Consider the following 18,782-nt stretch of genomic DNA (forward strand, 5'->3'; position numbering starts at 1 on the left):
AGCACGGATTTCCAATCGCACGACGTTTACGCAGTGATAATGATAACGGATCATTAAATCTTTTCGGATGCGAAAAACGGCGCCCCGTCAGGCCGGAGCGCCGTTCCCGCAGGTATCAGCCCCTGCGAGGATCGCTTACGCCTGGTCCAGCGCGGCCAGCCAGTCGGTGATCAGATCTTCCGGATCCTCAAGCCCGACGGAAATCCGCACGAGGCCCCGGGTGATGCCCAGGCCCTGGCGGGCTTCCTCGGTCAGGGAGGAGTGGGTGGTGGTCGCCGGGTGGGTCAGGATCGACTTGGCGTCGCCCAGGTTGTTGGAGATCACCCCGACATTCACCGCGTTGAGGAAGCGGAAGGCCGCCTCCTGCCCGCCTTCCAGGTCGATGGCGATGACGGTACCGCCCTTGCCGGTCTGGCGCTGCACCAGGTCATACTGCGCGTGACTGGGGTGGCCCGGGTAGATCATGCGCGCCAGCTTGGGGTGCTGGTAGAGCGCCTCGGCAATCTTTTCCGACGCCTCGGTCTGGGCGCGGACGCGGAGGTCCATCGTTTCCAGGCCCTTCAGCATCAGCCAGGCGTTGAACGGAGAGATCGAGGCCCCGGTATGCTTGGAGTAGTTGAAGAAATCGCCCTTGATGAACTCCTGCGAGCCGAGGACGACACCGCCGAGTGCCCGGCCCTGGCCGTCGATATGCTTGGTCGCGGAATAGACCACCACGTCGGCGCCCAATTCGATGGCCTTGGAATAGACCGGGGTGGCGAAGACGTTGTCGCAGACCACCAGCGCCCCGACCGCATGGGCCAGTTCGGCCACGGCCTTGATGTCGACCACTTCCAGCGTCGGGTTGGAGGTGGTTTCGAAGAAGACCAGTTTCGTGTCGGGGCGGATCGCCGCCTTCCACTGTTCCAGATCGGTGCCGTCGACCAGCGTCACCTCGACCCCGAAGCGGCCGAGCACGTTGTTGAGGATGAAGAGGCAGGAGCCGAAGAGTGCGCGGGCGGCGACGACGTGGTCACCGGCCTTGACCTGGCTGACCAGCGCGTTGTTGACGGCGGCCATGCCAGAGGCGGTGGCAAAGGCCGCTTCGGCCCCTTCCAGCTGCGCGATGCGGTCCTCGAACATGGCGACGGTCGGGTTGCCGTAGCGGGCATAGATGAATTCGTCCGGGCCGCTTTCCTTGAAGCGTGCCTCTGCCTGCTCGGCATTGTCGTAGACGAAGCCCTGGGTCATGAAGATCGCTTCGGAGACTTCGTTGTACTGCGAGCGGCGGGTGCCGCCGTGGACAAGCTTGGTGCGCGGTTTGTAGTCGTTCGTCATCATCTCACCTCCGGCCGCGGGGGCCGCGCGGCCATGAAAAAACCCCTGACGCGGTCAAGCGAAAGGGGTCTCCTTACCTCGACCTCTTTAGCGGAATGTTTAACGTGGCCCGCAATCCGGTATACAAAGCGCCACTTCGCCCGATTACGCCCCGGCGCGCCCTGGGTCAAGCGGCATTGCGTTACGCCGCCGTCACACCGTCTTCACCGGGTCTTTGCACCTTTCTGATAGCCCTGTTGCGAGGTGAGCAGAGGGCTGCGGCGATGGCCTTGATCAGGATAGACGCGAGCGGGCGCGGCCCGGTCGTGCATGGCAGCGAGACGCCGGCGGAGGCGGCTCTGGCCCGGGCGCTGCGCCGCCCCGGAAAGGGGCCGGTCATCGTGATGGTCCATGGCTACCGCTTCCTGCCGGGTGATCCGGTGCATTGCCCCCACCGGCACATTCTTTCGGATCATGAAAGCCACCCCTGCCGCAGGGCCGTCAGTTGGCCCCGGGGCATGGGCATCGGCCGGGACGACCGGCTTGGCATCGCCTTCGGCTGGCCCGCGCGCGGATCCATCTGGGAGGCCTATGAGGCCGCCCGCCGGGCCGGGCGCTGCCTGGCGCGGGTGATCGAAGCGGTGCAGGCCCTGGCACCGGAGCGGGAGATCCACGCCATCGGCCATTCCCTGGGCGCGCGGGTGCTGCTGACCATGCTGGCGGAGCTGGAGGCCCCCGCCCCCGGCCGGGTGATCCTGCTGGCAGCCGCCGACCATCGGAGCCACCTGGATGCAGCGCTGGCAAGCCCCGCCGGCCGCGCCGCGCGGCTGCTGCATGTCACCAGCGGGGAGAACCGGCTTTTCGACCTCGGCCTGGGCGCCTTCGTCGGGTCCGGCCGGCGGGGCGATCCGGTGCTGGGGCAGCAGGGCCACCCCGGGCTGCCGCAACTGCGGCTGGACGATGTGCGGCAGATCGCGGCCCTGGCCGACATGGGCTTTGCCATCGAGGGCAGGTCGCAGCGCGTCTGCCACTGGTCGAGCTACCTGCGCGAGGGGACCTTCCCGTTCTACCATGCGCTGACCGGGCCGCGCGGGGCTGCGCTTCACGCAGAGGTGACCCGCCGGATCGCGCCAACTCCCCCCGCCGTGGCCCCGGGCTGGCTGCCGGCCTTGCCATGGGGCGCCAATGCGTCATCATGACCGCCGACGAGGCCCGACTGACCCGGGACCCGAGGAGGACATGACATGACCGCTCCCATCGAGCTTTACTACTGGCCCACCCCCAACGGCTGGAAAATCTCCATCGCGCTGGAGGAAATGGGCCTGCCCTACAACGTGAACCTGGTGAACATCGGCGCCGGCGACCAGTTCGCGCCGGAGTTCCTGAAGATTTCCCCCAACAACCGGATGCCCGCGATCATCGATCCCGAGGGGCCGGACGGCGCGCCGATCTCCATCTTCGAGAGCGGGGCGATCCTGCAGTACCTGGCACGCAAGACCGGGCAGTTCTGCGGCCCCACGCAGCGGGACCGGATCGCGGTCGACCAGTGGCTGATGTGGCAGATGGGCGGGCTGGGCCCGATGGCCGGACAGGCGCACCACTTCCTGAAATACGCCCCCCAGATGGGCCACGACCTGCCCTATGCGCAGGACCGCTACCGCAACGAGGTGAACCGGCTGCACCGGGTCCTGGACAAGCAGCTGAGCGAAAATGAATACGTCGCGGGCGATTTCTACTCCATCGCCGACATGGCGATCTGGCCCTGGGCCTGCCTTTGGGAAGGCCAGCAGCAGGACATCAGCGACAAGCCGCATTTCGCCCGCTGGCTGGAGCTTGTGGGCGCGCGCGAGGCGGTGCAGCGGGGGAAAGCCCTGGCGGCGGACAGGCGTGGCGGCACCCGGTCCGAAGAGGAACAGAAGGTCCTGTTCGGCCAGAAGTGAGACCCCGCGCACAACGGCTGCGCTAAGGCAAACAGGCCAGGTGCTTGCCCGGACGGGGGCAGAATGACTAGCTGTGCCTCAACAGGACGGGCGGGCTCGGCCCCTGCCGGGCTGCCCGATCCGCAGGAGACATGACATGAAATCAATCGGATTCCTGTCCTTTGGACATTGGTCGCCGCAACGCGGTTCGGCTACGCGAACCGCATCCGACGCACTGCTGCAAGCCATCGACCTGTCCGTCGCGGCAGAGGATCTGGGCGCCGACGGCGCCTATTTCCGCGTGCACCACTTCGCCCGCCAGCATGCCAGCCCCTTCCCCCTGCTGGCCGCCGTCGGCGCCAAGACCTCGAAGATCGAGATCGGCACCGGCGTGATCGACATGCGCTATGAAAACCCGCTCTACATGGCCGAGGATGCCAGCGCGGCCGACCTGATTTCCGAAGGTCGCCTGCAGCTGGGCATTTCCCGTGGATCGCCGGAGCAGGTGATCGAGGGCTGGCGCTACTTCGGCTACCAGCCCGGCGAGGACGAGACGGATGCGGACATGGGCCGGCGCCACGCGCAGGTCTTGCTGCAGATGCTCGAAGGCCAGGGTTTTGCCGAACCGAACCCGCGCCCGATGTTCCCCAACCCGCCGGGCAAGCTGCGGCTGGAGCCCCACTCCGAAGGGCTGAAGGATCGCATCTGGTGGGGGTCGGGCAGCACCAAAACTGCCGAATGGGCCGCCATGCTGGGCATGAACCTGCAAAGCTCCACCCTGAAGGACGACGAGACGGGCGAGCCGTTCCACGTCCAGCAGGCGCAGCAGATCCGCGCCTACCGCGAGGCCTGGAAGGCCGCCGGTCACAAGCGGACCCCGCGGGTGTCGGTCAGCCGGTCGATCTTTGCGCTGACCAATGACATGGACCGGATGTATTTCGGACAGGGCGGCAAGGAAGATGACAGCGTCGGCTACATCGAGCAGCAACGGTCGATCTTTGGCCGCAGCTATGCGGATGAGCCGGAAAAACTGGTCAAACAGCTGGCCAAGGACGAGGCGATTGCCGAGGCCGATACCCTGCTGCTGACCGTGCCGAACTCCCTTGGCGTCGATTACAACACCCACGTGATCGAAAATATTCTGAAATACGTGGCGCCCGAACTCGGCTGGCGCTAAAGGAGCGGCATAACCACCTTCCCGGTGGGTTTCTCAGTCTGGCGCGCGACCTCAGGGTCGCGCGCTTTTTTCTTTCCCGATGGGATCAGAGCTTCATCGTGCCGGTTTCGACGAAGCGCTGGTGCCAGGAGAGCGCCTCCTTCAGCAGGGTCGGCGCGTGCTTGCCGTAGCTGTCCTTGCGGGCGCGTTCGTAATAGTCGCGCAGCATCGGTCGGTAGTCCGGGTGGGCACATTGCTCGATGATCAGCTCGGCCCGCTGGCGCGGGGCAAGGCCGCGCAGGTCGGCAAGGCCCTGTTCGGTGACGATCACCTGCACGTCCTGGCTGATGTGGTCGACATGGGCCACCTGCGGCACGATGGCGGAGATGGCCCCACCCTTCGCGGTCGAGGGGGTCACGAAGATCGAGCAGTAGCCGTTGCGCGCGAAGTCGCCCGAGCCGCCGATGCCGTTCTGAATCCGCGAGCCCATGATGTGGGTGGAGTTCACGGCGCCGTAGATGTCGGCCTCGATCAGCCCGTTCATGGCGATGCAGCCCAGGCGGCGCACCAGTTCGGGGTTGTTCGAAATGTCCTGCGGACGCAGCAGCAGCTTGTCCTTGAAGAACTTGGCGTTGGCGTTGAAATATTCGGCCTTTTCAGGGCTGAGCGAGAAGGCCGTGGCGGAGGCCATGCGCAGGGTGCCTGCCTCGATCATGTCGAGCATGCCGTCCTGGATCACCTCGGTGAAGGCGGTCATGTTTTCGAACGGGGCCTCGATCAGGCCAGCCATGACGGCGTTCGGCACATTGCCCACGCCCGACTGGATCGGCAGCAGCGACTGCGGCAGGCCCGCGCGCCTTTGTTCCCATTCGAGGAATTCGATGATGTGCGAGGCGATGGTCAGAGAGGTCTGATCGGGCGGGGAGAAGGGCGCGTTGCGGTCCGGGGCGTCGGTTTCGACCACGGCCACGACCTTTTTCGGGTCGATCCGGAAGTGGTGCTGGCCGATGCGATCATCGGATTTGACCAGCGGGATCGGCACCCGGTTCGGCGGCAGGGCCGTGCCGTAGTAGATGTCGTGCATCCCGTTCAGGTGCTCCGACTGCCAGGAGTTGACCTCCAGGATAACCTTGTCCGCCAGTTCCAGCCAGGTCTTGTTGTTGCCGACCGAGGAGGAGGGGATCAGGTCGCCATCCGGCGTGATGCCCGAGATTTCGACCACGGCGACATCCATCTTGCCCAGGAAGCCTTCCCAGGCCATGGGCGCCACCTGGCTGAGGTGCATGTCGAAGTAGTTCATCTCGCCATTGTTGATCTTCTGGCGTGCGATGGGATCGGAGTTGTAGGGCAGCCGGAATTCGATGCCGTCGGCGCGGGCCAGCGCCCCGTCAAGCTCCGGCCCGGTGGAGGCACCGGTCCAGATCTTCACCTTGAAGGGCGTGCCCTCCTGGTGCTTGCCCTCGATCCGGGAGGCCAGCGCCTGGGGCACCGCCTTGGGATAGCCGGACCCGGTGAAGCCGCTCATCCCGATGGTGTCACCGGGAGAGATCAGGGCCGCCGCATCTTCGGCGCTCATGGTACGTGCGCGTAGTGTTTCGTTGGAAATACGCTTGGAATTTGTCAAAGCTTCCTCCTCGACCTTGCGGGGGACGGCGCCCGCCCGCTGGAACGGGATCAATTGAGTACAAAAGTACACCGACCGCCAGAGCGGCCGTTGCGTCCGAACCGAAACGCAGATCAGCCATGCGAATGACGCATGGCTGATCCCGGTTTTTCGCACGTTTCCATCGCCTGGCGGCAGATCCATCTACCCTGGGTAGATAAATGTTACTGACGGTCTCACTTCAGCGTGAAGCGATCGAAGACCTTCACCTCGCCTTCCGGCTTGGACGAGTCGAAGACGTAGGAGGTGATCACCGCCCCCTCCGCCCCGGTTTCGAGGATCGAGAAGGCCGAGAGGGTGTTGGACCCGATGCAGGGCATCGGCGTGCCGTCTTCCAGGGTCTGGGGCGCAAAGACGGTGGGCGCCACCGCATCAAGGCCGAAGGGATCACCGACCAGCGGATAGTTCGCCGCGTCAAAGCGCGGATCGCTGGGGCCGTTGTCCCGTTCCTTGCCGCCTTCGACGTAGCAGCCGTAGCTGTTGCCGACGTTGGAGGTTTCCATCACGTTCATGCCCGCCGGGGTCACGAAACGGTTCCAGAGGTGGGAATGGCCATTGTGCATCAGCTGCACCCCCGCCTTTTCCAGCAACGGTTCGACATCGCGGATGTATTCGTCATCCGCCAGCGGGTATTCATAGCGCACGCCCGTCAGCTTTCCGTCCTCGTCCCGGTCGAGGATCTGCACCGGGTCGGCATAGACCGGGATCGAGTTGTCACCCAGCCCGTGCGAGGGGTTGTGCATCATCGCGATCTTGATCGGCGCCGTCTTGAACGCGTCACTGGCCAGAACCGACTTCAGCCATTCGTACTGGCTCGATCCTTTCTCCATGTCCTCGAAGATGAATTCCCCCCATCCCCATTCGTCGGGCCGGTCGAGGTACTGATCCGCCTCCCGGTACTTGCCGCGCGTCCCGCCCGCCATCGAGGGGCTGCGCCAGATCCGGGTGCCGTAGAGACCGATGAGGAAGATATCTCCGAAACGGGTTGCATAGTAGGTTTCACCGCCCGGGCTGTCGTCCGGCAGGGTGAAGAGCTCTTCATAGCTGATCGTGTTGAACGAGTTGTTAAGGATCCATTCGGCACGGACCTGCGGATCGCCGGTGGGATTGTAGAGGTCTGCATTGGCCTCGTAGAGCGCCTCTGCCACCTCACGCGGGACGGGATCGCCGAACTGCCAGGAAATCCGTTCCTGGGTGTTGAACCGTCCCATCACCTCATGGTTGCCGATGATCGGGAAGAGCGGCGCGTTCTGGATGATGTGGCCTCCGTGGTAATGGGTCGAGGTGGAGGTCGTGATCGCCCCCTCGGTCCGTTCACGTTCCAGCACCATGTCGGCCCGCCCCTGCAGACCCGGGAAGAAGGCCATGCCCCGGTTGTCGTCGAACCAGCCCGACGCCTGATCGGGCACGTTCTGCAGGTCACCGGCATAGAAGACGGCATCGAGGGTGCCGAATTTCTCTTCGATATACTGCATGTTGGCCGGGGTCATCGGCTTCAGCTGGTGATCGGAGGTCAGCAGGATGCGCAGGGGCTGCCCATCCGCCGGCAGCGGCGCCAGCGTGTAATCCCCGCTTTCGACCTGCGTGCCATCCGCATCGGTGGAGACCACGTGGTATCCCCTGCGCTGGCCCGCCGTCAGGCCGGACACCACGGCCTCGTGCCGCCAGATGTCGCGGGGCGTGTAGCCCTTGTAGAGCGTGCCGTCACCGTCCTGGGTGCCGACATGGCTGGTCTGGTCTTCGGCCATGCGCGACAGCTTGGTGGTTTGGGCGGCCACGCGCGTGCCGTCTGCCAGCACGACCTCATGCGCGGTGCCTTCGAATTCGGTCAGCCAGACAACGTGGACGGCATCCGCCGTGGGCAGTTGCAGGTAGGGATCCGTCAGAAGCGCCGGCGCATCCTGGGCCAGTGCGGCAAAGGGGGAGAGGGCGGCAAAGGGGAAAAGGGCGAGCGCGGCGCAGGCGGCCGCGCCCCGCAGGCGGGGAGAGGAGAAGTGCATGTGTCTTCCTGAGCTTGATGATGCCGGAGCCCTACGCCCCGGAAATCACAGCAAGGTGACAATGTTGCAGATCTCAACCGGAGCGGGGGAAACCGCTCAGCCCTGCTGTTCGTCTTCCTCGATCCCATGTTCGGCAAAGACCTTGCCCTGGGTGATGAAGAACAGGAACACCGCCGCCGAAAGCCCGAAGGTCTTGAAATAGACCCAGGTTTCGGTGCTCTGGGTACGCCAGATCACCTCGTTCAGCACGGCGAGGGCCAGGAAGAACCCGCAGAGGCGCCGGGTCAGGATCATCCAGCCCTCGGGCTTCAGCGGCACGGCGTCCTCCATCACCAGCTGCAGCCAGCTTTCACCGCGCAGCAGGCCCAGGCCAAGCGCCCCGCCGAAGAGCAGGTAGATCATCGTCGGCTTCATCTTGAAGAAGCGGTCATCGTTCAGCCAGACGGAAAGCCCGCCGAAGATCACGATCAGCACGGCGGTGATGACCTGCATTTTCGACAGCTTGCCCGTCAGCCGCCAGAGCGCGAAAGTCGACAGCAGTATCAAGGGGATGAAGCCCGCGGTCACGAGGATGAAGCCCTCGTACTCGCGCCCCGCGATCAGGAAGGTGCGATCCTTCACGATCAGGTAGGCGGCGAAGAAGAGCACCACCGGCCCCAGTTCCAGCCCCAGCTTGAGGGCGGGGGAAATCTTCTTGGTCTCAGCGCTCTTCTGAGGGGTCTTCTCGGCCACGGGGCTCTCCTGTTTCATCCACCCAGTTCTACTACCACGGCGCCCACGGCGATCAATGCCATCAGGGCGATACGTCGGGGTCCGACGGTTTCCCTGAGCACGAGCCAGCCGATGAGGGCTGCGAAGACGGTCGAGGTTTCCCTCAGCACCGCCGCCTCCCCCACCTTGTCGAGGCGGGTGGCCAGCATGACGGAGCCGAAGGAGCCGTAGGCCACGATCGCGCCAAGGGCGCCGCCCCGCCACCAGTCGCGGCGGGTGGGTCGTAGGGAGAGATGGCGCCAGCGGAGGGCCAGGACAAGGGGGAAGTCCAGGTTCGTGATCAGGAAGAACCAGGCGAGGAAGGTGAAGGGATCGGGCAGCGCGCGGATGGCATAGGCATCGTAGGTGGTATAGGCGGCGACCAGCGCGCCGGTGCCCACGGCATAGGCCAGCGCGGAAACCAGCGTGTCCCGCGCCACGGTGATGTGGCGCAGGTTGTAGAGCGCCAACCCGAAGATGCCCGACACGAGGATCGCGATGCCAAGCCATTGGGCGGGATGGAAAACCTCCCCGAAGATCACCCAGGCGCCCAGCACGGTGAAGACAGGGCCCGTGCCCCGCACCACCGGGTAGACGACGGTATAGGCCCCCCGGGTGTAGGCCATGGCCATGCCGATCTTGTAGATCATGTGGATCGGCACCGCGCCCAGCACCAGCGCCCATTGCAGGCCCCCTCGGGGGAGAGGCACCACGAAGAGGACGATGGGCAGCGCGATGAGCACCATGAAGACATCCATCACCCCGCGCGAGGTCCAGGGATCGAGCCGCCCCTTCTGGAGCGAGCCGAAGAGCGCATGCAGGAAGGCCGCCGTCAGGGCCAGGATCAACGCGGCCTGATGGCCCGCCTCCGTCCCCTCGATCGAGGTGATCCAGCCGCTCATCTGCGAAAATCCTCGGGGAAAGAAGCGCTTGGCATGGCGGACCTGTGTGGTTGCGGCCCCCCGCTGTCGCCCATCCGGCCCCGATGTGCAAGGGAGACCCCGGGACAGCGGGCAGGCAGGCGGCAGGGGGATCGAGGTGCGTGGCCGGGGTGGCGGGGCGGCAGCTGGGAGAGGCAGCCGGGAGGGCGGCGGGAGGGCGGCGGGGTTAACCCCGCCCTACGGCATCGTTTCGAACGTCGGTACTGCAGTGCGGCGACTCAGGCTGCGCGGGCCTTGGTTAACAGGGGTTTCGGGGCGAATTCGCAGCGTCGGTATCACGTCGGTATTGCGTCGGTATCGCGGCGGTGCAGCATCGCGAAATCGGGCCGGGTTAATGGTGCGTGCGGTGTGGGCGGATGGTGAGAGGATGGCGGGTTGAAACCCGCCCTACGGGATGCCTCCGGCGGGAGTATTTTTTAGCCGTCGAATGGGGGAAGAGGGACGGCGCCCCGGTGGATCGGCCGGGGTGCGGGGGACGGACGGGCCACGCGATGCTTCGGGCGGAGGCCGACCCGAGGCGCCCGTTTTCGCTTCTTCTTGATGAAAATACGCTTGGGCGGCGGACGCTCCGCAAAAGGGGGCCGCAAAGCCCCCTTCCCTGTCATTGGCGCCTTTGGCGTCGGGCGGGCAAAGCCCCCCTTCCCCCCGCGCCCCTGCTGCGAGGCCCGTCAGTCGAGACCCGTCAGGGCGCGGGCGAAATCTTCGGGGTCGAAGGGGGCCAGGTCGTCGATCTGTTCGCCGACGCCGATGGCGTGGATCGGCAGGCCGAACTTGTCCGCCAGCGCCACCAGAACCCCGCCGCGCGCCGTGCCGTCGAGCTTGGTCATCACCAGGCCCGAGACATCGGCGAGCTTCTGGAAGGTCTCGACCTGGGACAGCGCGTTCTGGCCCGTGGTGGCATCCAGCACCAGCAGGGTGTTGTGCGGCGCCGAGGGGTCCTTCTTGCGGATGACACGGACAATCTTGGCCAGTTCCTCCATCAGGTCCTGGCGGTTCTGCAGACGCCCGGCAGTGTCGATCATCAGCAAGTCCGCGCCCTCTGCCTCTGCCCTGGTCATGGCGTCGAAGGCCAGCGAGGCCGGGTCGGAGCCGGTTTCGGCCTTCAGCACCGGCACACCGGCGCGCTTGCCCCAGACCTCCAGCTGTTCCACCGCCGCCGCGCGGAAGGTGTCGCCGGCGGCGATGACCACCGACTTGCCCGCGGCCCGGAATTGCGAGGCCAGCTTGCCGATGGTCGTGGTCTTGCCAGAGCCGTTGACGCCCACCACCAGCACTACCTGCGGTTTCCTGGGGTAGAGCGGCAGCGGGCGCGCCACGGGTTCCATGATCCGGGTGACCTCTGCCGCCAGCAGGCGCTTGATTTCCGTCGTCGAGAGCTTCTGGCCCATCCGCCCCTCGGCCATGTTGGCGGCGACGCGCAGCGCGGTGTCGACGCCCATGTCGGAAGTGATCAGCAGTTCTTCGAGGCTTTCGAGCATCTCGTCATCCAGCACCCGGCGGGGCGCCGTGTCGCCGCGCCCGAACAGGCGGGAGACGAGGCCACCCGACTTCGCCGCCCCGGCGAGGTCTGGGGCGGCGGCGGGCACTTCCTCCGGTCCCGGGGCGGGCAGATCGGGGGCCGGTTCGGGCGTCGGTACCGGAGCAGGTTCCGGTTCCGGCACGATGTCGGGCTGCGGCGCGGGGTCTTCCTGAGGCGTCGCGGCGGGAATCTCCGGCTCTGGCGCGAGTGCGGGTTCCGGCACGGGTGCGGGGGCCGGCTCGGGCTGGGGCGCGGTGTCCGGTGTGCTCTCCTCCGGGGTCGCGGCATCGGGCGCGACGGCGCCTTCTTCCACGATCGCGTCGAGCCCGGCTTCGAGCCGGGACGAGGATTTGAACAGACGATCCTTCAGTTTCGAAAACAGCGCCATGGGGCCTCCGGTCCTGCGTTGGGACCGAGGTAATGCCAAAGCGGCCGCGATGGAAGGGGCCGGAGCCGCTTCATCCCTTCACTTGCGCCCGCCTGATGCCCAGTCAGATATCCCGCCTGATGCCCTGCCCGATGCCAAGGGCCCGCCGGGGCGGCCCGGTGGCACGCAAAGATCGGTTGCCCGCAAAGCGTTGGGTTTGTGCCGCAATGCCACCGCAAAGCCCGCTAGACTGGGGCACGCCCCACCGGAAGGGGCAAACCCGAGCCCTGCCCTAGCCGCGCCGGGCATGACAGAAACCGTATGAGACACCAGATGACCGCATTCATGATTGCCACCCTCGTGCCTGTGCCGCTGCTGTTTCTGGCGGCGATGGCGGGCGGGGTCTGGGGCTGGGTCGCCCTGTTCTATCTGACCGTCTTCACCGCGCTTCTGGATGCCCTGCTGCCGAAGAACTGGCAGAACGGCGATCCGGAGGCGGATTTTTCCGGGGGCATCGGCCTTCAGGTAGCGCTTGGGGTGCTGCACCTGTGGCTGGTGCTCGTGGCGCTGCGGTTTCTCGGCGGTCCCGGGGGCGCGCAGACCTGGGACGAGGTTCTGCCGGGGGCGCTGGCCTACGGGGTCTATTTCGGGCAGGTGTCGCACCCCAATGCCCATGAGCTGATCCACAGGCCCAAGCGCGGGTTGCGGCGGCTGGGGCGGATGATCTACGCGACGATGCTGTTCGGTCATCACGCCAGCGCCCATCCCAAGGTGCATCACGTCTGGGTCGCCTCGCCCTATGACCCCAACAGCGCCATGCTGGGCGAAGGTTTCTGGCGCTACCTGCGGCGCGCCTGGCGGGGCAGTTTCATCGAGGGGTTCCGGATCGAGAGCTATGACCTGCGCCGGGCCGGACGGGCCTGGTGGCGGCATCCCTACATCGGCCATGTCGGCACCGCCGCGATCTGCCTCGGGCTGGCCTGGGGGTTCGGCGGGGCGGCGGGGCTGGCCATCTTCCTGGGGATCTGCCTGCTGGCGCAGGTGCAGATCCTGCTGTCGGACTACGTGCAGCATTACGGGCTGGAGCGCGAAGAGCTGGCCAATGGCAAGCTGGAACCGGTGGGGCCCGCGCATTCGTGGAACGCACCCCATGCGGCGACCCAGGCGATGATGCTGAACGCGCCGCGCCATTCGGATCACCACCTGCATCCCGGGCGGATCTACCCGGGGCTGCAGCTGGACCGGGAGGCGATGCCAATCCTGCCGCGTTCCTTGCCGGTGATGGCGACGGTGGCGCTGTTTCCGCGCTGGTGGCGGCGGGTGATGGACCCGCGGGTGGGCGCGCTGCAGCTGGACCGGGCCAGGGCCGCGCGCGACGGTGCCCGGCCGGGCGGGGAGCAGTAGGCCGGGCTTTCGGGGCGCGCGGCGCTCCGCCGATCGTGAGCGTTTTTGACATTTGCCTGTGCCCCCTGCTCTGCCACAGTGGGGGCATGAAACGCATCCTCTCCCTCACCGCCGCGCTGTCTCTTGGCCTTAGCCTGTCCGCTGGCCGCCCCCTGCACGCGCAGGAGGCCGTGCCCGCGCCCGATGCGCCCCCGGGGGCGCCGCAGCAGTCGCTTCCTCAATCCGGGTCCGGTGGCAGCATTGCCGGGGCGATGAGCGGGGCGGAGTTCGATGCCTATACGCAGGGGCATACCTTCGTCTATGGCGCCGACGGGCAGCCCTACGGGATGGAAGAATACCTGCCGGGCCGCCGGGTGCGCTGGTCCTTCCTGGACGGAAGGTGCCAGGAGGGCGCCTGGTACGAAACCGGTGACCAGATCTGCTTCGACTACGAGGGCGAGATCGGCACCCAATGCTGGAGCTTCGTGAAGGGCGCCGGCGGGCTGACGGCCTATTTCCGCGGCCCGGGATCGGACACCGTGCTCTACGAAATGCAGAGCAGCGGCGAGGAGATGATCTGCCTCGGGCCGGAAGTGGGCGTCTAGGCCGCGATCAGAAGAGCGATCCCTGGTCGGGGGCATCATCCGGCGAGGTCCTGGCCGATGATTTGGCCGATGATTTGGGTTTGGCAGGCTTCTTCGGGGTGGCTGCGGATGCGGGGGGTGTCGCGGGCGCCGAAACGGCGCTGCCCTGCCCCACGGCCAGCCTGCCATCGGCGAATTGCAGTTCCAGCCCCTCGGCCCCGGCGGCCTCTGCCGAGGTGCGCAGCAGGCGGCCCGTGTCATCGCGCACAAGGGCATAGCCCCGCTGCAGGGTGGCTTCGTAGCCCAGGGTCTGGCGCATGCGATCCAGCGCCGAAAGCTGGGTGCGAAGGGTCGCCACCTGCGCCTGGCCCGCGCGGTCGAGCCGCGCCAGAATACCATCGAGATCGGCGCGGGCGCGTTCGGCCTGACGCGTCAGCCGCGCCGGATCCAGCCGCCCCCGGGCCGCCAGCCGTTCCGCCCGGATCGCCACGCCGCGATCCAGCGCAGGCGCCAGGCGCGCGGCGGACTGATCCAGCCCGCGCTTCGCCTCTGCCAGGCGGCCCCGCAGCAGGGCGGGCCGCAGGCCGCCCTTTTCCGAAAGCTCCACCCGGCGCCTTTGCGCCAGGCCGCGCAGGGCCGCAGGCAGCCGGTCGGAGAGGTAATCGAGCCGCTGGGACGCCGGTTCGGTCAGGGTTTCGGGACGCGGCAGCGCACGCGAAAGATCCCGCAGCCAGCGCGAACGGGTCTCCACCGCCTGGGTCTGTGCCCGGGTCAGCCGCGCGCCCTGTTCGGTCACCCAGGCCAGCAGCTCCCCCCGGACCGGCACGGCCAGTTCGGCCGCCGCCGTGGGCGTTGGCGCGCGCCTGTCCGAGACGAAGTCGATCAGCGTGGTGTCGGTTTCATGCCCCACGGCAGAGATCAGCGGGATGTCGGAGGCGGCAGCGGCGCGCGCAACGATTTCCTCGTTGAAGCCCCAGAGATCTTCGAGAGAGCCGCCGCCCCGCGCCACGATCAGCAAGTCGGGACGCGGCATGGCACCGCCGGGCGTCAGCGCGTTGAACCCGGCAATCGCGCGGGAAACTTCGGGCGCGCAGTTCTTGCCCTGCACCGCGACGGGCCAGATCAGCACCTTGCGCGGGAAGCGGTCCCGCAGGCGGTGCAGGATGTCGCGGATCACCGCGCCCGAGGGCGAGGTGACGACGCCGATCACTTCGGGCAGGAAGGGCAGCGCCTTCTTGCGTTCGGCAGCAAAGAGCCCCTCTGCCGCCAGCATCTGCTTGCGCTTTTCCAGCATCGCCATCAGCGCGCCCATGCCCGCCGGCGCCAGATCCTCGATCACCAGCTGGTACTTGGACTGGCCGGGGAAGGTGGTCAGCCGGCCGGTTGCCACGACCTCCAGCCCCTCTTCTGGACGGGTGTCGAGGCGCGAGGCGACGCCTTTCCAGATCACGCCGGAGATGACGGAGCGGTCATCCTTCAGGTCCAGGTAGACATGGCCCGAGCGGGGAAAGGACACGCGGCCGATTTCGCCGCGAATGCGGACATGGGCGAATTCCCCCTCGATCACGCGTTTCACCGCGCCCGAGATTTCGGACACGGTGAATTCGGGCGAATTGCCCGTTCCGTTACCCGGTGCGTCGTCTTCGAACATGTCCATGCGGCGGCCCCTTCTTTGGCGCCAGTCTAGCCTTCGCGCCGGGGAGACAAAAGCCCCGGCGCGGCCATGATGCCTGCCGGATCAGGCCCGCGATTGCAGCAGGCGGCGCAGTTGCGAGGGGAAGAGTTGCAGCAGCAGGGTTTCCGTCATCGCCGTGCCGTCACGATCGACATACAGGCGGATGTCGATCGGGGTGTCGTCGTCTTCGGCCAGGGCCGAGAAATCCAGATCGAAGAGCGCGCGCCAGCTGTCTTCGCCCACCACCTGGTAGACCGCCGCCCCACCCGTCTTCCCGCGCGAGGCGGAGACCTTGACCGAGAGCCCCGGATCGCGGGAAGCCACGCCTTCGAAGCCGCGCCCTTCCAGGTCGCAGACGACCTTGACCACGCCCTTGGGCCGGGGCTGGCCCGGTACGCCCCCGGCGCCGATCCGGGTGGCCAGGAAACGCGCCGCGACCGGGGCCACGGGCGTGTCCTTCACCCAGGACAGCCGGTAGGTGAACCCGTATTCCGACCCCGCGCCCGCCGGGGCGCCCGGGGTCCAGAAGGCGACGATATTGTCGTGGATCTCGTCATCGGTGGGCAGTTCGACGAGGGAGACCGCGCCCTGCCCCCAGTCTTCGCCCGGTTCGATCCAGGCGGAGGCGCGGCGATCGTAGAAAACGCCGTCATCCTGGTACTGATCGAAGTCGCGTTCGCGCTGCATCAGGCCGAACCCGCTGGGAGAGGTCGTCTGGAAGGTGTTTGCCATGACGCGCGGCGGGTTGTTCAGCGGCCGCCAGATACGTTCGCCGGTGCCCATGTGGACCTCCAACCCGTCGGAATCATGCACCTCCGGCCGCCAGTCGGGGGAAACGCCGCGATCATGCTTGCCGTACCAGTACATCGAGGTCAGCGGGGCGATGCCCATGCGATCCACGTCGCCGCGCAGGAAGACCTTGGCCTGGATGTCCTGGATCACCCCGTCTTCGCGGTGGATCGAGGCGATGCGGTAGGCGCCGGTCGCGCGGGGGCTTTCCAGCAGGGCATAGGCCAGGAAGGTGCCGTCCTGCTCCGGTTCGATCCAGAAGCGGGTGAAGCGGGGAAACTCCTCCGGCCCGTCGGCGATCGCCGTGTCGAGGGCCAGCCCCCGGGCGGAGAGGCCGAATTGCCCGGAGTAGCCGGAGGTGCGCCAGTAGGAGGCGCCGAGGAAGGCCATCCAGTCCGCCTTCTGCTCCGGATCCTGCACCGAGAAGCCGGCGAAGCCCTCGGTCGCGGTCAGCCCGCGCGCCGGGCTGTCTTCGGGGATGTCGAAGAAGTCGTTGGAAAAGCGGACCTCCCGCGCCATGTCGCCGTCCAGCGCGTAGATGTGCACCGGTTCCTTGAAGTAGCGCCCCGGGTAGAAGAACTGCACCGGGGAGAGGCCGGGGCGGTCGGCCCAGAGGGCGGTTTCCTTGCGGAAGCGGATCTGGTTGTGGGCGTCGTAGTCGATGCGGTCGAGGGTGGCCGCGTCGGGGATCGCCATGGGCGTGTAGCTTTCGTCGGCCAGGCTGCGGGCCATCTGCTTGAGCCCGTCGAAGGAAAAGGGTTCGGCGGGTCCCATGTGCGGGGCCAGCGGCTGATCCCCGGCACGGGCGAGCGAGGGGGCAAGTTCGGGCAGCAGGAAGAAGGCGCCGCCGGCCAGGGCCTGGCCGAGGAAGGCCCGGCGGGAGGGCGCGGGATTGCGATGCGACATGTCGGGTCTCCGATCGTCTGTAACCGTCACGTGCGGCGCCGCGGATGCGGGCCGGTCCTCTCCCCGGAGCCGAGAGATACCGGATGGGCGCAAAGGTCGAGTGCCAATTCGCGGCACCGGCGTGTCGCTGCCGTATGGTTCATGCGAAACCGGCAAGGCATCGCCCGGAACGGGGGCCGGCGGGGGACCGGGGTGTGGCGGGGCTTGCCATGGCCGCAGGTCGGATCATCTTGCGTCACTTGGCCTGCGGGAATTGGCCTGCCGGAATTGGCTTACCGGAACCTGCCCCCGGGACTGCCGCCCGAACCGGGAACTTGACGCCCGGGCCCCATGCGGCCCGCAGGACGCTTGCCCCGCCGCCGGGGGGCCGGTAAACCCCGGCGAAAGCAACTGCCAGCAGTCCTGCTGCCACTTTTCTGGGGGCTCCACATGAACATCCTGATCCTTGGCGGCGGCGGCCGCGAACATGCGCTGGCCTGGGCCGTGCTGCAGAACCCGAAATGCGACAAGCTGATCGTGGCGCCGGGCAATGCCGGGATCGCGCGGATCGCGGAATGCGCCAGCCTCGACATCCTCGACGGCGGGGCGGTGACCGAGTTCGTGCAGGAAAACGCCATCGACTTCGTCATCGTCGGCCCCGAGGCGCCCCTGGCCGCGGGCGTGGCCGACCGGCTGCGCGAGGCGGGCGTGCTGGTCTTCGGCCCTTCGAAAGCGGCGGCGCAGCTGGAGGCCTCCAAGGGTTTCACCAAGATGATCTGCGACGCGGCGGGCGCGCCCACGGCTGCCTATGCCCGTTTCGACGATGCGCTGGCCGCCAAGGCCTACATCCGTGAACAGGGCGCGCCCATCGTGGTCAAGGCCGACGGGCTGGCCGCCGGCAAGGGCGTGATCGTCGCCATGACCGAGGGGGAGGCGCTGGAAGCCATCGACGACATGTTCGGCGGCGAATTCGGCAGCGCCGGCGCCGAAGTGGTGATCGAGGAATTCATGGAGGGCGAAGAGGCCTCCTATTTCATCCTCTGCGACGGCGAGGACGCCCTGCCCATCGGCACCGCCCAGGACCACAAGCGCGTGGGCGAAGGCGACACCGGCCCCAACACCGGCGGCATGGGCGCCTATTCCCCTGCCCCCGTGCTGACCGATGCCATCGCCGAACGCGCCATGGCCGAGATCATCCGCCCGACGCTTGCAGAGATGGCGAAGCGCGGCACCCCCTACCAGGGCGTCCTCTACGCCGGGTTCATGATCAAGGACGGCCAGGCGCGACTGGTGGAATACAACTGCCGCTTCGGCGATCCGGAATGCCAGGTCCTGATGATGCGCCTGGGTGGCCAGGCGCTGGACCTGCTGCAGGCCGCCGCCGAGGGCCGCCTGGCGGAGGCCAGGGTGAACTGGGCCGACGACCATGCGATGACCGTCGTCATGGCCGCCGAAGGCTATCCCGGCAGCTACAGGAAGGGCACCGTCATCGGCGGGCTGGATGATCTGCCCGAAAGCTCCGAAGCCTATTGCTTCCACGCGGGCACCACGGCCGAGGGGGGCAAGGTAATGGCCTCCGGCGGGCGGGTCCTGAACCTGACGGCCCGCGGGGCAACCCTGGAAGAAGCCCGCGCGCGGGCCTATGCGATGGCCGACACCATCGACTGGCCCGAAGGCTTCCTGCGGCGCGATATCGGCTGGCGGGTTCTGGGCTGAGCCTGGCCTGGTTTCGGGCCTGATGTCGGGCCTCTCCTCGGGCCCGGCTTGATCCGGGACCTGACCTTGAGCCGACCGCCGGGCGGGGCCATCACCCCGCCCTGCCCCGGCGCTCCCTCCGGTCCTTCGGCCTGTCTTT

At 67.1% G+C, this 18,782-nt stretch carries 14 protein-coding genes and 1 riboswitch; of the genes, 6 read left to right on the forward strand and 8 right to left on the reverse strand.

What is annotated here, in order from left to right:
• Window positions 1–135: 135 nt before the first annotated feature.
• Complete coding sequence (metZ, locus tag AC2IR1_RS17065; RefSeq protein WP_486476433.1) at window positions 136–1,317, reverse strand: O-succinylhomoserine sulfhydrylase; 1,182 nt, start codon at window positions 1,315–1,317, stop codon at window positions 136–138.
• 66 nt (window positions 1,318–1,383) lie between these two features.
• Window positions 1,384–1,462, reverse strand: a riboswitch (SAM riboswitch).
• 118 nt (window positions 1,463–1,580) lie between these two features.
• On the opposite strand from metZ, the gene AC2IR1_RS17070 reads away from it, so the two are divergent.
• The 3 genes from AC2IR1_RS17070 to AC2IR1_RS17080 all read left to right on the forward strand — a co-directional run bounded on the left by AC2IR1_RS17070 (window position 1,581) and on the right by AC2IR1_RS17080 (window position 4,392).
• Entirely contained in the window at window positions 1,581–2,495 is a 915-nt protein-coding gene (locus AC2IR1_RS17070) for an alpha/beta hydrolase (protein WP_486473167.1), read from the forward strand.
• A gap of 45 nt (window positions 2,496–2,540) precedes the next feature.
• Window positions 2,541–3,236, forward strand: coding sequence for a glutathione S-transferase N-terminal domain-containing protein (locus tag AC2IR1_RS17075; protein WP_486473168.1), 696 nt, complete (start codon window positions 2,541–2,543; stop codon window positions 3,234–3,236).
• Between the two features lie 136 nt (window positions 3,237–3,372).
• Window positions 3,373–4,392 carry an LLM class flavin-dependent oxidoreductase gene (locus tag AC2IR1_RS17080; protein WP_486473169.1) on the forward strand — a complete coding sequence of 340 codons (1,020 nt, stop codon included), beginning with the start codon at window positions 3,373–3,375 and terminating at the stop codon, window positions 4,390–4,392.
• An 85-nt stretch (window positions 4,393–4,477) separates the two neighbouring features.
• Here the strand turns inward: AC2IR1_RS17080 and scpC are convergent, their stop codons facing one another.
• From scpC to ftsY, 5 genes are all read right to left on the reverse strand, one after another.
• Window positions 4,478–5,995, reverse strand: a complete 1,518-nt coding sequence (scpC, locus tag AC2IR1_RS17085) for a succinyl-CoA:acetate CoA-transferase ScpC (protein ID WP_486473170.1) — start codon at window positions 5,993–5,995, stop codon at window positions 4,478–4,480.
• 215 nt (window positions 5,996–6,210) lie between these two features.
• The gene (locus tag AC2IR1_RS17090) at window positions 6,211–8,034 is read right to left on the reverse strand and encodes a metallophosphoesterase (protein ID WP_486473171.1); all 1,824 of its coding nucleotides are present in this window, start codon (window positions 8,032–8,034) and stop codon (window positions 6,211–6,213) included.
• A gap of 96 nt (window positions 8,035–8,130) precedes the next feature.
• On the reverse strand, window positions 8,131–8,784 hold the full coding sequence (locus AC2IR1_RS17095) for an inner membrane-spanning protein YciB (protein WP_486473172.1): 654 nt from the start codon (window positions 8,782–8,784) through the stop codon (window positions 8,131–8,133).
• The gene (locus AC2IR1_RS17100) at window positions 8,781–9,686 is read right to left on the reverse strand and encodes a DMT family transporter (protein WP_486473173.1); all 906 of its coding nucleotides are present in this window, start codon (window positions 9,684–9,686) and stop codon (window positions 8,781–8,783) included. The genes AC2IR1_RS17095 and AC2IR1_RS17100 overlap by 4 nt, the downstream gene beginning before the upstream one ends.
• Window positions 9,687–10,393: 707 nt before the next feature.
• Window positions 10,394–11,632, reverse strand: coding sequence for a signal recognition particle-docking protein FtsY (ftsY, locus tag AC2IR1_RS17105; RefSeq protein WP_486473174.1), 1,239 nt, complete (start codon window positions 11,630–11,632; stop codon window positions 10,394–10,396).
• Window positions 11,633–11,944: 312 nt separating this feature from the next.
• Between ftsY and AC2IR1_RS17110 the strand changes: the two genes are divergently transcribed.
• Both AC2IR1_RS17110 and AC2IR1_RS17115 read left to right on the forward strand, forming a co-directional pair.
• Window positions 11,945–13,015, forward strand: coding sequence for an alkane 1-monooxygenase (locus tag AC2IR1_RS17110; RefSeq protein ID WP_486473175.1), 1,071 nt, complete (start codon window positions 11,945–11,947; stop codon window positions 13,013–13,015).
• Window positions 13,016–13,101: 86 nt separating this feature from the next.
• The gene (locus AC2IR1_RS17115; RefSeq protein ID WP_486473176.1) at window positions 13,102–13,599 is read left to right on the forward strand and encodes a hypothetical protein; all 498 of its coding nucleotides are present in this window, start codon (window positions 13,102–13,104) and stop codon (window positions 13,597–13,599) included.
• 7 nt (window positions 13,600–13,606) lie between these two features.
• Here AC2IR1_RS17115 and xseA read toward each other — a convergent pair whose 3' ends face one another.
• Together xseA and AC2IR1_RS17125 are read right to left on the reverse strand one after the other, a co-directional pair.
• Window positions 13,607–15,235, reverse strand: a complete 1,629-nt coding sequence (xseA, locus tag AC2IR1_RS17120) for an exodeoxyribonuclease VII large subunit (protein WP_486473177.1) — start codon at window positions 15,233–15,235, stop codon at window positions 13,607–13,609.
• Window positions 15,236–15,316: 81 nt separating this feature from the next.
• Entirely contained in the window at window positions 15,317–16,948 is a 1,632-nt protein-coding gene (locus tag AC2IR1_RS17125) for an OpgD/OpgG family glucan biosynthesis protein (RefSeq protein WP_486473178.1), read from the reverse strand.
• Between the two features lie 429 nt (window positions 16,949–17,377).
• Here AC2IR1_RS17125 and purD point away from each other — a divergent pair, with 429 nt between their 5' ends.
• Window positions 17,378–18,643 carry a phosphoribosylamine--glycine ligase gene (gene purD / locus AC2IR1_RS17130; protein WP_486473179.1) on the forward strand — a complete coding sequence of 422 codons (1,266 nt, stop codon included), beginning with the start codon at window positions 17,378–17,380 and terminating at the stop codon, window positions 18,641–18,643.
• The last annotated feature ends 139 nt before the right edge of the window (window positions 18,644–18,782 follow it).

The sequence above is a fragment of the Pseudooceanicola sp. NS-SX8 genome, assembly GCF_057380755.1.

Coding starts and splice junctions, on each gene's coding strand:
- metZ (WP_486476433.1), bottom strand. CDS start 1,317: ATGACGAACGACTACAAACCGCGCACCAAGCTTGTCCACGGCGGCACC.
- AC2IR1_RS17070 (WP_486473167.1), top strand. CDS start 1,581: ATGGCCTTGATCAGGATAGACGCGAGCGGGCGCGGCCCGGTCGTGCAT.
- AC2IR1_RS17075 (WP_486473168.1), top strand. CDS start 2,541: ATGACCGCTCCCATCGAGCTTTACTACTGGCCCACCCCCAACGGCTGG.
- AC2IR1_RS17080 (WP_486473169.1), top strand. CDS start 3,373: ATGAAATCAATCGGATTCCTGTCCTTTGGACATTGGTCGCCGCAACGC.
- AC2IR1_RS17090 (WP_486473171.1), bottom strand. CDS start 8,034: ATGCACTTCTCCTCTCCCCGCCTGCGGGGCGCGGCCGCCTGCGCCGCG.
- AC2IR1_RS17095 (WP_486473172.1), bottom strand. CDS start 8,784: ATGAAACAGGAGAGCCCCGTGGCCGAGAAGACCCCTCAGAAGAGCGCT.
- AC2IR1_RS17100 (WP_486473173.1), bottom strand. CDS start 9,686: ATGAGCGGCTGGATCACCTCGATCGAGGGGACGGAGGCGGGCCATCAG.
- ftsY (WP_486473174.1), bottom strand. CDS start 11,632: ATGGCGCTGTTTTCGAAACTGAAGGATCGTCTGTTCAAATCCTCGTCC.
- AC2IR1_RS17110 (WP_486473175.1), top strand. CDS start 11,945: ATGACCGCATTCATGATTGCCACCCTCGTGCCTGTGCCGCTGCTGTTT.
- AC2IR1_RS17115 (WP_486473176.1), top strand. CDS start 13,102: ATGAAACGCATCCTCTCCCTCACCGCCGCGCTGTCTCTTGGCCTTAGC.
- xseA (WP_486473177.1), bottom strand. CDS start 15,235: ATGGACATGTTCGAAGACGACGCACCGGGTAACGGAACGGGCAATTCG.
- AC2IR1_RS17125 (WP_486473178.1), bottom strand. CDS start 16,948: ATGTCGCATCGCAATCCCGCGCCCTCCCGCCGGGCCTTCCTCGGCCAG.
- purD (WP_486473179.1), top strand. CDS start 17,378: ATGAACATCCTGATCCTTGGCGGCGGCGGCCGCGAACATGCGCTGGCC.